Here is a 13,162-nt window from a genome sequence, read left to right as displayed (position 1 = left end):
GATGAAAGCAGTCAGTGAGGAGAAATCGACAGTACGTGTCAATCATGTAAGTAATGTAATGCAAAAACTCGGTCCGCTACTAGGATTTATTATCATTGTCATTATCGTTTCTATTTTAAATCCAAGTTTTCTTCAACCCTTAAATATTTTAAATCTATTAAGACAAATTGCGATTAATGCGCTAATTGCGTTCGGGATGACATTTGTTATATTAACAGGCGGGATTGATTTATCTGTCGGCTCGATATTAGCTTTGTCAAGTGCACTTATGGCCGGCATGATGGTATCAGGATTAGATCCTATCTTAGCTATTATTATCGGATCGCTATTAGGCGGAGTAATGGGAATGGTTAATGGTTTGTTGATTACAAAAGGAAAGATGGCTCCATTTATTGCAACATTAGCAACGATGACCGTTTTTCGTGGACTTACCCTCGTATATACAGACGGGAACCCTATTACTGGATTAAGTAACAGCCGTTTGTTTCAGCTATTTGGACGGGGCTACCAATTTGGGATACCGGTGCCAGCCATTACGATGATTATTGCATTTGTAATATTATATCTTATCCTTCACAAAACCTCTTTTGGCCGTAAAACATATGCGATTGGCGGAAATGAGAAGGCAGCTATGATTTCCGGAATTAAAGTCACAAAAGTGAAAGTGATGATCTATTCATTGGCAGGAGTTCTTTCTGCATTAGCGGGCGCCATTTTAACATCCCGACTTGATTCAGCTCAGCCAACTGCTGGTACTTCCTATGAATTGGATGCCATTGCAGCGGTTGTTTTAGGCGGGACAAGCTTATCAGGCGGCCGCGGAAAAATATTCGGTACACTGATTGGTGCATTAATTATCGGTACTTTAAATAATGGTTTGAATCTTTTGGGCGTATCATCCTTTTATCAAATGGTCGTAAAAGGAATTGTCATCTTAATTGCAGTCTTACTAGATCGTAAAAAAGCAGCATAGGAGGGATGAATGATGAAAAGATTAATTTTATTAGTAATGACCGTATCTCTTGTTTTACTTGGAGCGTGTTCTATGGAACCGCCAAATTGGGCAAAACCTGCAGAAAAGCATAACTTAAAAAATATTAAAATAGGATTATCTGTCTCTACATTAAATAATCCATTCTTCGTATCGCTTAAAGATGGTGTTATGAAGGAAGCGAAAGCAAAAGGAATGCATGTAACCGTTGTGGATGCACAAAATGATTCGGCAAAGCAAGTGAATGATGTTCAAGATTTATTGCAGCAGGGTGTGGATGTATTATTAATTAACCCGACCGACTCAGCTGCCATTTCAACAGCAGTTCAATCTGCTAATGAAGTAGGAGTTCCTGTTATCACTCTTGACCGTTCTTCGGATAAAGGGAAAGTAGAAACATTGGTTGCCTCTGATAATATTAAAGGGGGAAAAATGGCCGCGAATTTTATCATTGATCAAGTCGGAAAAAATGCCAAAGTAGTAGAATTGCAAGGTGTTCCAGGTGCTTCCGCTACACGTGAAAGAGGAAAAGGATTCCATCAGATTGCGGACAAAGAGCTGCAAGTAGTGGAAAGTCAATCTGCTCATTTTGACCGTACGGAAGGACTTAATGTAATGGAAAATCTGATTCAAGGTCATCCGGATATTAAGGCCGTATTTGCACAAAACGACGAAATGGCTTTAGGAGCTCTAGAAGCGATTAATAGTTCTGGTAAAAATATCGTCGTCGTTGGCTTTGACGGAAATGACGATGCACTTAAATCTATTAAAGACGGAAAATTAAATGCTACTGTAGCCCAACAACCCGAACTTATCGGTAAGTTGGCGGTTAACGCTGCAGGAGATGTACTAAAAGGGAAGAAAGTAAAAAAATACATTCCTGCACCTTTAAAACTGGTGACGAAAAAATAATCGTATCCCCCCGTGCTTGGTTAACACGGGGGATTTTTTTGTCTCTCCAAAACATATGAAAAAAATTTCGTAAGAAAGCGCATTCAATTTAATTAGCCACCCTAAATATCAAAAAAATGGATTATAATAGGGGAAAAAGACAACAGGAGAAGAGATCATTGGATAAACAAAATAGCAAGTACCGCTGGGTTGTTTTTGCTACCGTCTTGTTTTCATATTTTATCATTGTTAGTCAAAGAACTGCTCCAGGCCTTATTTCTGATCAATTAATGAAGGAGTTTCACATTACAGCATCAACTATTGGTGCTTTAACGAGTATTCAATTTCTAGCATATGCCGGTTTGCAAATTCCAATTGGCATTTTGTCAGATCGGTTTGGACCAAATCGATTTCTCATCGCAGGTACATTATTGAATGGTATTGGGACTTTATTTTATAGTATAGCGCCTAATGAAGCAGTGCTTTTTGCTGCCAGATTACTGGTAGGACTAGGAGATGCAACCATTTGGATCAACTTGGTTCTAATCTTAAGTCAGTGGTTTAAAGTAAATGAATTTGTCGGATTACTTGGCTGGGCCGGGATGTCAGGAAGCTTTGGTTCCATTATGGCAACTGTCCCATTCTCCAGTATGATTGCTGCCTTTGGCTGGAGAAAACCGTTTTTGACATTTGGGATTCTAATTATTCTGACAGGCATATTACTTTATTGTGTACTTGTACAAAAACCAAAGAAATGGGAATCTGCCAAGAATGTGTCAGTCAACGAACATTCAAAACGAGAAAAAACGTTCACCATTTTACGCCGCCTCGTTTCGAGCCGGCAAGCATGGGCAACCTTTTTATGCCATTTTGGGATTGTCGGTACATATGTTGGCTTTATAGGATCATGGGCGGTTCCTTATGGAATGTCCGTTTACGGAATGACGCGGTCAGGTGCCAGTCAGCTCATTATGATTGGTCTTATTGGTGCGATTATCGGAGCACCTGTTACGACCTGGATTTCCAGTCGCTTAAAATCCAATAAAAAACCATATATAGTCGTACAAATTATTATCTTTTTAGGCTGGTTTTCCTTTCTTTTATTTAATGGAAAGCCGCCTTACGTGATGCTAATAGCTCTATTTCTCATTATAGGATATGGAAACGGGGCAAGTGCTTTGACATTTGCAGTGGTTCGGAAGTCATTTGATATTAAAGAGGTTGGTGTGGTATCAGGGTTTGCCAATACCGGCGGATTTTTAAGTGCTGTATTACTACCAACCATATTCGGAAAGGTACTGGATCATTTTCAACATGCATCAAGTTCGGTTGGGTATCACTATGGCTTCTTTATACCGGTGATTTTTTCACTGTTTGCGATTTTTGGTGGGATCCTCATTAAGGAATCTAGCAGCGAAGTGCAAACAAAGGAAACAACCCTTCGTTCTAATGAAATATAATTTACGATACAATGCTGGATCTACTTGTAATCAAAGTAGATCTTTTTTATGTAGGATGAAACTTATATAAGGGAACGAAATGAAGGGCAGGGAACAAACACATATAGATGAAGCTGGGCATATTGAATTGCGGAAAGCGCACATTAACTAGAATGTGGGGGACATAAAATCCAACATGAGGTACATTCTTGAAGTGAAAGGGCACATAAAAAGAAGCAGGTCGCATTGAATTACAGAAAAGGCATATTCATTGGAATCTAGGGAACAAAAACTCCAACATGGCGCACATACATAAAGATAAAGGGAACAATAAATTGTTTTTAGTTTCTCGTAGGCAAAGCTTTATGAAGCTCTTCATTAATTTAAAAAAGTGGAAATAGTAGGAAATAGAAATGACCGAATTCCTTTCATATGGAATTCCGGTCATTTCCATTTCAACTTTTTATTGCACTAAACACCCATTCGTACAGCAAACTAACAGGGTCAACTGAACCATAGAAAAACAAAAATATCTTATTTCTGACGGGACGTTATTACCCAAAACAATAGAGCAAAAGCACTGACAGCTGCACCTAATATACAAACTCCATTCCATCCAAAAATTGCGTATATGTTGGTTGAAGCAATTGAACCTGTTGCACTGCCTATAGAATAAAAAACCATGTAAGCAGCGGTAAGTCGACTTCTTGCTTCAGGAAGTACTGTAAAAATCATACTTTGGTTAGTGACGTGTACGGCTTGCACAGCAAGGTCAAGAAGAATAATACCAATAATCAAAACGAACAAGGAGTAATGGATAAGGCTAATTAAAAACCAGGATATTAACAATAAAGTTAGGGCTATACCTGTTGTTCGCTGCCCCAATCCTTGATCTGCCATCCGTCCAGCTCGAGTAGCAGCTAATGCTCCGGCCACTCCAACAAGACCAAATGCTCCAATGGCAGTGTGTGGAAGAGAATAAGGTGCCGAGCTAAGAGGCAGTACCAATGAAGTCCACAGAATACTGAAAGAAATAAAAATTAGTAGTGCCAGTATACCGCGAACCAGTAGAATCCTTTCTTGTATGAAAAAGAAAAAGACGGAACGCAATAGCTCTGGATAGGACATCGATGATTGATTATCCGTATAATTCGGTAATTTCCAGTTTAATAAACATACGACGAAAAGCATGAGTGCGGCAGAGGTAAGATAGACTAGACGCCAACTACCTATATCTGTCAATACCCCTGCGAATACTCGTGCCAGAAGAATTCCGATCACAACTCCACTGGTAACGAAACCTACTATACTTCCACGCTCTGCTGGAGAAGACAATGTGGATGCGTATGCGACGAGTGTTTGTGTTACGGTAGCAAGCATTCCTACCACTGCCATCCCTATAAAAAGTACAGTACTCGTGGGAGCCAAACCAATAATAACAAGACCAGCAACTGATAATAGCATTTGGCCAATAATCAGTCTCCGTTGGTTCAATAAATCACCTAGTGGAACTAGAAAGAGTAATCCAAGTGCATAGCAGATTTGGGTGATTGTAATGATAATGCCAATAGTTGAATGATCGATTTTGAACTCATATGATAAAGCATCAAGCAACGGGTGTGCGAAGTATATATTTGCAACAGCCATCCCACAAGCGATAGCAAACAACAGCGCCAAATAGCGCGACATGGTTGTTCTGGAACCTGATTGCAACTGATCATCTTTAGGTTTGGCAATCATTGTTGCTTTTTCTTTAACTTTCTCCATTATTAACATCCCCTTTATGTACCTAACAGTATAATATACCGTTCAGTACAAAATGATTCTTAATAAATATAACTATAGATAATTTTTAATGTCAAGTTGTTAATACGGATATTTATATCTCGATAAAACAATTACAATTTGACTAATTTACTTTGTTTAAATATGATTATAATATACTATTCGGTACATAAAGGGAGGATAATCCAATTACTCAAATTCGCAAGAGTAAGATTAATTTCCTGTAGGCAATTTTTTGAAAAGAGGGATTATTATGGTTCGACAACGTGAATTTGATAAGGAAAGAGCATTAGATGATGCTATGCGGATATTTTGGGAGAAAGGGTACAAGGGTACGTCATTAAATGATCTGACAAACAAAATGGGCATACAACGACCAAGCTTATACTCAGCTTTTGGAGACAAAGAGGAATTATTTGAAACTGCGTTACGCAAATATTCAAAGTTACATGCCTCCAATATTCGAAAAAAACTTCAAAACCCTCAATCTGTAAAGGAAGCATTCCGAACATTTTTTGAAGAGTGGGTGGAAGAAGAATATAAAGAAAGTCCAAGTAAGGGATGTTTTTGTATTAATACAATGGTTGAACTTGCTTCTCATGATGAAAAATTTGAAATCCTTACTAGGGAACATCAGATGTATCTTTCGGTCATATTCCAAGAAACGATTGCAGTAGGAATTAAATCAGGTGAACTCGATAGCAATCTAAATGCTAAAATGTTAGCACAGACACTAGTCGTTTCACTAATCGGACTTACCGTGTTAATGAAATCCCGTCCAGAGCGTTCATTTATAGAGAATACTGTAGAAATGATATTATCATTATTAAAATAATTTCTGCCCATTTAGGATGAGGCATTTTTTATCGATGAAATTGCATACCATTCTTTTCTTGAAAATATGCAATGATACCATTGGTCCACGGGAATATTAGATGTCCTTTTTTAAAACTTGAATCGGAAATTAATTGGGTATAAGATAGTGCAGATAGTATTACTATTTAGGAGTTATTTTATGAAAAAAATACTGATACCGACCATAATTATCTTATTAGGTTTTGTATCCTACTTTTCTTTGAACCCACATACGCATTCAAAGAAAAAGGAAAATTTAGTGTTATTGCCTGCCAAACCAGGACAAGTTGGAGTAGACAGCAGTAAATTATCACAAATTGATTCCATTGTAACGAAAGCAATAACAGACGGGGTCACCCCTGGAGCGGTAGTTCTTATTTCCAAGGATGGAAAAATCATAAAGGACTCGGCGTACGGTTATGCTGAAAAATATGATAAAGGGCTTCCACTTGCAAATCCAAGAAAAATGACGGTTAACACGATGTTTGATCTCGCTTCTATTACAAAGGTGATGGCTACAACACAAGCAGTAATGAAGCTGGTGGAAGATGGGAAGATTTCGATCCATGACCCAGTTGTTAAGTATTTTCCGGATTTCGGCAAGAATGGAAAATCCGCGATTACAATAGAAGATTTGTTAACTCATACTTCCGGTTTACCTTACTGGGAACCAGCTTATTTATATGCAAATGACTCATCAGAGGTATTGAAATTTATTGAAAACTTGAAGTTAGATTACAATACAGGTTCAAAACGTGTGTATAGTGACTTTAATTTTATGCTGCTTGGTTATATCGTTGAAAAGGTAACTCATGAATCACTTGAAACTTATGCAGAAACGCAATTTTATCGCCCGCTTGGTTTAAAACGTATCATGTTCTCCCCAAACAAAAAAGGAATGAAAGATATTGCTGCAACTTCTTGGGGAAATCCATATGAATACAATGAGATATCTGAACTTGGCTTAGACCCGGATCAGTTTTCAAAATGGAGATCCTATACTTATGTTGGAGAAGTGGAAGACGGAAACAGCTTTTATGCGAATAATGGGGTTGCCGGCCATGCAGGGTTATTTTCATCTGCAAAAGATTTAGCAGTCATAGGACAGATGCTTATGAATGGTGGAAAATACGGAAAAACGGACATTTTTAAGGACAAAACAATTGAAGAATTCACATCCGAAGATCGGTTTGGTCAAGGGTTAGGGTGGGAGAGAAATCAACCATTTATGGGAAAACTTCATTCTAGGGATGCATTTGGTCATAATGGGTCTACTGGAACACAAGTGATTATTGATCCGAACTATAATTTACAAATTATCGTATTAACAAATAAACAAAATAACGGATTACCAAAAGATGGTACATATCCAAGTACTACTCCATTAACTGCTGATATTGCGGATACAGTATATCAAGCTATAAAATAAACCTGCCAATTATGGCAGGTTTTTCGATAGGAATGCAATTTTTGGTAACACCCTTGATACCTGACACCGCTAGTTGATGGTGGATATTCGGATGTTATCTGCAGAGCCGGTTACCATATGTCCGCATAATGGACATTGTGCTTGCAATCCTTTGAATGCGCTTACATTAAAAACGTCTAAATTACCAAATGAAAAAGGTGAACGAAACCACGTTTTGCAATTATTATTTGTACAACAAAGCTCTAAAATTTTTTCTGCCATCGTTTTTCAAATCCCCTTTTTCATTATGTATATTAAAGAGAAATGATTTTAGTATATAAAGGGAATAAAAAAGCCTTCTCCATTGAGAAGACTAAAGTTTATTTGACTAGTCCAATACTCTTCAATCCGTTATATACACCGGAATTAGTTACTTCCGTAGTCTTATGCTTTGCATAGGCAAACAGATCTGGGTGACCATTTCCCATGGCAAAACCCTCTCCGACAACTTGAAGCATTTCTTTATCATTCATACCATCACCAAAAGCGATAGCACATTCTGAAGGTAAGTTAAGATAATCGAGAACTTTACTTACAGCATACCCTTTATTCACTTTATCGCGAATAACATCATAGCAATGACGCAAACCATCCACATTCACTTGAGAAAGGTGAATACCTTCTTGATCATACAGACTTGTTTCATTTTCGTCTACATTAATAAGCGTCAAACCAAGAATATCCTTTACTATATCAGCAGTAAAAGCGATATTCTGTTGTAAATGAAATTTCTCCGTAATTTCTTTAGTAAATGGAGACTCCATGTCTAAAAAAGCATTTTTTTCATGTGTATAAAAAACAATTTCATGATGATGCTTTTTAGCTATCTGAATGTATTTTTCAATCAGAAAAGAATCCATTGGTTCTTTAACAACACTATTCCCTTTATAAACCGCATAAGCGCCATTATAGCCGATAAACGAATGGATACTAAGCTCTTTTGCTATATCATAAATCTCGTGGAGCGGTCTCCCAGTCGCCAGAATAACTTCAATCCCTTGCTGTTTTACTTCTTTAATTGCTTTTTTAGTAGAGTCCTCTATCGTATCATCTGGACGCAAAATCGTTCCGTCAATATCTAAAAATAAGATTTTATAGTTACTCATGATCCTTCTCCCATTATATCTTTTTATATACAAGTGCATTTTACCATAAAACATATATTCTTGTTCCTCTAAGGTTCGTACAAAAAAGTACTTTATTGAAAGGCTAATGGTTTAGGCATTTAACAAATCCAGTTTTTGCGGTATAATATAGAATGCAAGAATACGACATTATAACCTAATATACTAAATTTTTCGTTGTAAGATTCAAAGCAGAAAGAGAGTGTTCAAAAATGGGTCGTAAATGGAATAATATTAAGGACAAAAAAGCATCAAAGGATGCTAATACAAGTAGAATTTATGCTAAGTTTGGCCGTGAGATATATGTAGTGGCAAAACAAGGTGAACCAGATCCTGAAGCAAACCAAGCGTTAAAATTCGTACTTGAACGCGCTAAAACATATAATGTTCCAAAACATATCATTGATCGTGCTATTGAAAAAGCAAAAGGCGGTTCAGATGAAAGCTATGATGAGCTACGCTACGAAGGCTTTGGTCCGAACGGTTCTATGGTAATTGTTGACGCCTTGACAAATAACGTAAATCGCACAGCTGCAGATGTCCGTGCTGCATTTGGTAAAAATGGCGGTAACATGGGTGTAAGTGGTTCTGTTGCCTATATGTTTGACTCAACAGCTGTAATTGGCGTTGAAGGAAAATCGGAAGAAGAAGCACTAGAACTTTTAATGGAAGCAGATGTAGATGTACGTGACATCATCGAAGAAGACGATTCAGTTATCGTATATGCTGATCCAGACCAATTTAACGCCGTACAGGAAGCATTCAAACAAGCAGGAATAACGGAATTCTCTGTTGCTGAAATTACGATGATGGCTCAAAATGAAGTAACCCTTGATGATGAGGCAAAAGCTAAATTTGAAAAATTAATTGATGCATTAGAAGATTTAGATGATGTTCAGCAAGTGTATCATAATGTGGATTTAGGGGAGTAATGCAAAAAACCTTGGTACACAAGGGTTTTACTAAATATTATCTCCTAGAAATTTAATGAACGATGATGTACAGTTTATAAAATCATAATAATTATTATGGTAAACGTTTTACCCACTTTTTGTATGAGAAATTCATATGAAGGGTGGGTTTTTTGTTTGTTTTTAGAAGATGTCTATAAGGAATTTTTATATGATCTTGAAATCAAAAACTATTCTCCAAGAACTATTAAAGGGTATAAAAACAACAACAAGGCATTTCTAAACTACTTAAAAAATGAATTTGAGATTGATGAACTAGAAGAAGTTACTTCCAAACACATTAAGTCCTATTTAATGAATTTGAAACAAAAGGGTTTAAAAGAATTATATATCAACAGTGTCCATAAGTGTTTACGTTCCTATTTTAAATTCATGGTTGAAGAAGGTTACATTGCAGAAAAGCGAAATCCAATTCTTTCTGTTAAATTCATGAAGGAACCAAAGGTCATCATTAAAACGTTTACTGATGATGAAATTAAACGAATGATAAATGCCTTTCCTAATAATAACTATCTAAATTTGCGGAACCGTCTTATCATAATGTTTTTTGTTGACTTAGGAATCAGAAATCTTGAACTTTGTTCCCTTACTCATTTAAATATCATGGAAACTATCATTCAAATACGGGGAAAAGGGAATAAGGATAGACATTTATACGTTTCACCTTTATTAAAGAAATACATGATTAAATACGAGCGTATAAAACATGAATATTTTAAAGATAAATTAATGATTGAAAACAATTACTTTCTTTCACGTAATGGTAAAACATTGACGATAGATGCTATTGAAAAAATTATCAAGGAAGCAGGAAAAAGGGCAAAAGTAAGAGATTCCATTCGTTGTAGCCCACACACGATAAGGCATTATTACGCTCAGAAACAATTAAAATTAGGGCTAGATGTGTATAGTTTAAGTCGGCTGTTAGGTCACGAATCCACAATGATTACAACCCGATATTTACAGTCATTGAATGATGAAAATATAGTTGAAATGGCAAAATCAACAAGCCCATTATCTAATCTATAAAAAGGAGTTAATAAATGAATCAATTAGATCAAGAATGGTTGCTACTAATACTTGAAGCAAAACAGCTAGGTCTAACAGTTGAGGATATACGAGAATATTTACAAGAAAATCAAAAGGAGATAATCGAAGATGATAAATAAGTATGAAAATAACGTTTTAGAATGGATTAAAAATCACTTTGATATGTCGGCTATTGTTGTTGAAGATTTCAATGTTTTACCTTACGGGAAGCGTATTCTTGATATGGAGGGAAATGAAATGACTGTCTTTTATGATTTTTGGACAGGTAATGTTAAAGAATTGTTTCCTCATGAAATAGCTTAAATAAAAAAGAAAAATGGCTTAGAGATACTCGCAATATCCCTAAGCCGATAAGTTTTCATTCAACTAAAACTGAATAAGAAACATCCTATTCCCCTTTATTATAAAATTTTAAAAAATAGATTGCAAGGGGTCTAGTTTACTATTGTCTTTTTTAGGATGTTTCAGTGTGAGTTGCCGATAAGCACACTATAATAAATTTCGTCAGGTAATGACCCAGCCATAGCTTAAAATGGGGATAGGACACAATAAGCATTTCCCTATTTATGCTTGTGTCTGAATGGTGAGGGCTACCATTAAGTGCTGATCGAAGGAAGGGTAGAGGTTGATATACCTGCAAGATATTTCACAAGTAGAATGTGTGCAAATTTGCGTATATTCGAAACTCTTAGGGCTACTTGATAGAGTAGGAATATTGAGAAGAAAATTCTCCGACAAATAGGGTGTTACAAATACGGATACCACAGACCGATACACTAAAAGGAACAGTCGCTTGTCTATTGTCATTGATTATTTTTTAATCTTTGACAGTAGGCAACAACTATGCCCAAGCCGTTGTCCACGACACTCAACCTAAAAGTTTAGGGAACATCAAAATCAAAGTCAAGTAAATAACATGAAAAACTTCATAATATTTTATAATAAAACCAAAGTTTTATCTTAATAAAATAATAATAGAAAAATAGAAAAAATAGTTGCCAAAATGAAAATAAATGCGTATAATAGAAGGGAGACCTTTAAAAATGTTTATAAATATCCCATAATATCATACTATATATTATTAACTTTAAGGATATAATAAACCATTTTTAATAAGGTGTCAACAAAAAAATAAAAACAGGAGGTCATGCTATGACATATTTGAAAGAAGAAAATGTTTCAAGTTGGAATATGGAACAAATTGCACTAAGGAAGGGGTTGCCTAATCTATATATATCAATGTTGAAGGCAATGGAAGGAGATCACAGATTTTTAGATTTACAGATAATGAGAAAGAGGAAAATTGAATACTGGGATAATGACAGAAAGATTCATGAATACATAATTGTTGTAGATAAAACATTAAACAAATATTTAACGAAATTGAAGAAGATTTATTGTAGCAATACTGAACATACTTTTTCCGCCAAATATAATGATTTAAAAGTTGGAGTAAGATCAACAAATAAAGTGTTTGAAGCAAGTGAAATTGAATCTATGTTTATTAATTACATAATTACATTTCCATATGGCTTTGTTGAGGTTTTAGATGGAATGTTTGTTACTGTACCTAGCATTAAGAATTTCAAAGGGGAAAATGACGAACACTCTAATAATAAATTAGTAAAATACATAGTTAGTAGCTTTGAAAAACAAGTGGTACTAAAAAGAATACATAAGGAAAAAGATGTAAAAAGATTAATGGTCAAGGGGAAAACGTATTTTGTTAAACAGAATGATTTAGAAGAAATCTCATATGAAGATATAATACTTTCTCAAAGTTCAGATGATGATGATACTGTTTCATTTGAGGAACTTATCAGCGAAAACTACTCTACATACGATTACGGAAAGAAAAAGGAATACAATTACATAATTAATAACTACCGAGACATATTAACGGATAAACAACTAGAACGCTTTGATTTGTTGGTGAATGCAGTAGAAACAGGGCAATTTGAAATAGATCATCTATTTCATCCAATACATAAGAATCAGTTTAATATTGAAGCTGTAGGGAAGATTTTATTTCCTGACCAAGATAATAATTATCGTCAACCAGCGGTTAGGAATATGTTGAAATCAATGAAAAGCAGAGTGAATAAGGATTTAAAAAAGCAAGGATTCGAGGAAATAGAAATCAGAAGTGACCTTGCACCGTTTCCAATGCTTCCACCAAAAGAGAATAAAATGTTTATAGATTTTAATATTGGTAGAAAATATATTAGAAAAAATTATCACATAAATGATTTATACGAAGGTATTGTTAAGTTTTATACTGATGAACAAGTTATTCCTCTTTATGAGTTGGTTGAATTGATGACAGGAAAAACAACGGTAGCTGAATTAATTAAAAAATATCATATAGATAAGAAAGTGGCTCGATCACTTGATGGAGCAGTATATACATACATACCTGATGAATTTGGGGAAGAAGTTATTAAGGGGAAAACATTTCGCTTATTAGAAAAGAAAATTGTTGTGAAAGATGGAACAAGTTATAGATATATTGATTTAAAGAATGTGGAAAATTTTAATATAATATCCTAAAATTGTTATTATTTTGTAATAACTATAAATAGAAGGGG

The 13,162-nt window shown here is 35.3% G+C and carries 13 protein-coding genes; 11 read left to right on the top strand and 2 right to left on the bottom strand.

Annotated features, from left to right (window positions below):
* Position 1 precedes the first annotated feature (1 nt).
* The 3 genes from rbsC (at position 2) to AN964_RS11575 (ending at position 3,342) form a co-directional block, all read left to right on the top strand.
* The gene (gene rbsC, locus AN964_RS11585) at positions 2-973 is read left to right on the top strand and encodes a ribose ABC transporter permease RbsC (RefSeq protein WP_055739828.1); all 972 of its coding nucleotides are present in this window, start codon (positions 2-4) and stop codon (positions 971-973) included.
* Positions 974-985: 12 nt separating this feature from the next.
* A complete protein-coding gene (gene rbsB, locus AN964_RS11580) occupies positions 986-1,903 on the top strand; it encodes a ribose ABC transporter substrate-binding protein RbsB (RefSeq protein WP_055739827.1) in 918 nt (305 codons plus the stop codon).
* 158 nt (positions 1,904-2,061) lie between these two features.
* Entirely contained in the window at positions 2,062-3,342 is a 1,281-nt protein-coding gene (locus AN964_RS11575) for an MFS transporter (RefSeq protein ID WP_055739826.1), read from the top strand.
* 513 nt (positions 3,343-3,855) lie between these two features.
* Here the strand turns inward: AN964_RS11575 and AN964_RS11570 are convergent.
* The gene (locus tag AN964_RS11570; RefSeq protein WP_083489322.1) at positions 3,856-5,088 is read right to left on the bottom strand and encodes an MFS transporter; all 1,233 of its coding nucleotides are present in this window, start codon (positions 5,086-5,088) and stop codon (positions 3,856-3,858) included.
* Positions 5,089-5,359: 271 nt separating this feature from the next.
* Between AN964_RS11570 and AN964_RS11565 the strand changes: the two genes are divergently transcribed.
* The 3 genes from AN964_RS11565 (at position 5,360) to AN964_RS11555 (ending at position 7,697) form a co-directional block, all read left to right on the top strand.
* Positions 5,360-5,941: a TetR/AcrR family transcriptional regulator gene (locus AN964_RS11565; protein ID WP_055739825.1), complete on the top strand. Its 582-nt coding sequence runs from the start codon at positions 5,360-5,362 to the stop codon at positions 5,939-5,941.
* 180 nt (positions 5,942-6,121) lie between these two features.
* Positions 6,122-7,390, top strand: a complete 1,269-nt coding sequence (locus AN964_RS11560; protein ID WP_055739824.1) for a serine hydrolase — start codon at positions 6,122-6,124, stop codon at positions 7,388-7,390.
* Between the two features lie 91 nt (positions 7,391-7,481).
* Positions 7,482-7,697: a hypothetical protein gene (locus tag AN964_RS11555; protein WP_055739823.1), complete on the top strand. Its 216-nt coding sequence runs from the start codon at positions 7,482-7,484 to the stop codon at positions 7,695-7,697.
* Positions 7,698-7,749: 52 nt separating this feature from the next.
* Here the strand turns inward: AN964_RS11555 and AN964_RS11550 are convergent, their stop codons facing one another.
* Positions 7,750-8,535 carry a Cof-type HAD-IIB family hydrolase gene (locus tag AN964_RS11550; protein WP_055739822.1) on the bottom strand — a complete coding sequence of 262 codons (786 nt, stop codon included), beginning with the start codon at positions 8,533-8,535 and terminating at the stop codon, positions 7,750-7,752.
* 230 nt (positions 8,536-8,765) lie between these two features.
* Here AN964_RS11550 and AN964_RS11545 point away from each other — a divergent pair, with 230 nt between their 5' ends.
* The 5 genes from AN964_RS11545 (at position 8,766) to AN964_RS11530 (ending at position 13,124) form a co-directional block, all read left to right on the top strand.
* Complete coding sequence (locus AN964_RS11545) at positions 8,766-9,485, top strand: YebC/PmpR family DNA-binding transcriptional regulator (RefSeq protein WP_055739821.1); 720 nt, start codon at positions 8,766-8,768, stop codon at positions 9,483-9,485.
* A 156-nt stretch (positions 9,486-9,641) separates the two neighbouring features.
* Positions 9,642-10,553: a tyrosine-type recombinase/integrase gene (locus tag AN964_RS11540; RefSeq protein WP_055739820.1), complete on the top strand. Its 912-nt coding sequence runs from the start codon at positions 9,642-9,644 to the stop codon at positions 10,551-10,553.
* Positions 10,554-10,567: 14 nt separating this feature from the next.
* Positions 10,568-10,693 (top strand): anti-repressor SinI family protein, encoded by a 126-nt coding sequence (locus AN964_RS25535; protein WP_083489321.1) that lies wholly within the window; start codon positions 10,568-10,570, stop codon positions 10,691-10,693.
* The gene (locus AN964_RS11535; RefSeq protein WP_055739819.1) at positions 10,683-10,877 is read left to right on the top strand and encodes a hypothetical protein; all 195 of its coding nucleotides are present in this window, start codon (positions 10,683-10,685) and stop codon (positions 10,875-10,877) included. Before AN964_RS25535 ends, AN964_RS11535 begins: the two co-directional genes overlap by 11 nt.
* An 849-nt stretch (positions 10,878-11,726) precedes the next feature.
* Complete coding sequence (locus AN964_RS11530) at positions 11,727-13,124, top strand: hypothetical protein (RefSeq protein WP_055739818.1); 1,398 nt, start codon at positions 11,727-11,729, stop codon at positions 13,122-13,124.
* The last annotated feature ends 38 nt before the right edge of the window (positions 13,125-13,162 follow it).

The sequence above is a fragment of the Heyndrickxia shackletonii genome, assembly GCF_001420715.1.
GTDB lineage: Bacteria > Bacillota > Bacilli > Bacillales > Bacillaceae_C > Margalitia > Margalitia shackletonii.
This window is presented reverse-complemented; position numbering and strand designations above follow the sequence as displayed.

Bases quoted from the DNA above. Each gene is read 5' to 3' on its own strand.
- rbsC (WP_055739828.1), top strand. From the start codon at position 2: ATGAAAGCAGTCAGTGAGGAGAAATCGACAGTACGTGTCAATCATGTA.
- rbsB (WP_055739827.1), top strand. From the start codon at position 986: ATGAAAAGATTAATTTTATTAGTAATGACCGTATCTCTTGTTTTACTT.
- AN964_RS11570 (WP_083489322.1), bottom strand. From the start codon at position 5,088: ATGGAGAAAGTTAAAGAAAAAGCAACAATGATTGCCAAACCTAAAGAT.
- AN964_RS11565 (WP_055739825.1), top strand. From the start codon at position 5,360: ATGGTTCGACAACGTGAATTTGATAAGGAAAGAGCATTAGATGATGCT.
- AN964_RS11560 (WP_055739824.1), top strand. From the start codon at position 6,122: ATGAAAAAAATACTGATACCGACCATAATTATCTTATTAGGTTTTGTA.
- AN964_RS11555 (WP_055739823.1), top strand. From the start codon at position 7,482: ATGTTATCTGCAGAGCCGGTTACCATATGTCCGCATAATGGACATTGT.
- AN964_RS11550 (WP_055739822.1), bottom strand. From the start codon at position 8,535: ATGAGTAACTATAAAATCTTATTTTTAGATATTGACGGAACGATTTTG.
- AN964_RS11545 (WP_055739821.1), top strand. From the start codon at position 8,766: ATGGGTCGTAAATGGAATAATATTAAGGACAAAAAAGCATCAAAGGAT.
- AN964_RS25535 (WP_083489321.1), top strand. From the start codon at position 10,568: ATGAATCAATTAGATCAAGAATGGTTGCTACTAATACTTGAAGCAAAA.
- AN964_RS11535 (WP_055739819.1), top strand. From the start codon at position 10,683: ATGATAAATAAGTATGAAAATAACGTTTTAGAATGGATTAAAAATCAC.
- AN964_RS11530 (WP_055739818.1), top strand. From the start codon at position 11,727: ATGACATATTTGAAAGAAGAAAATGTTTCAAGTTGGAATATGGAACAA.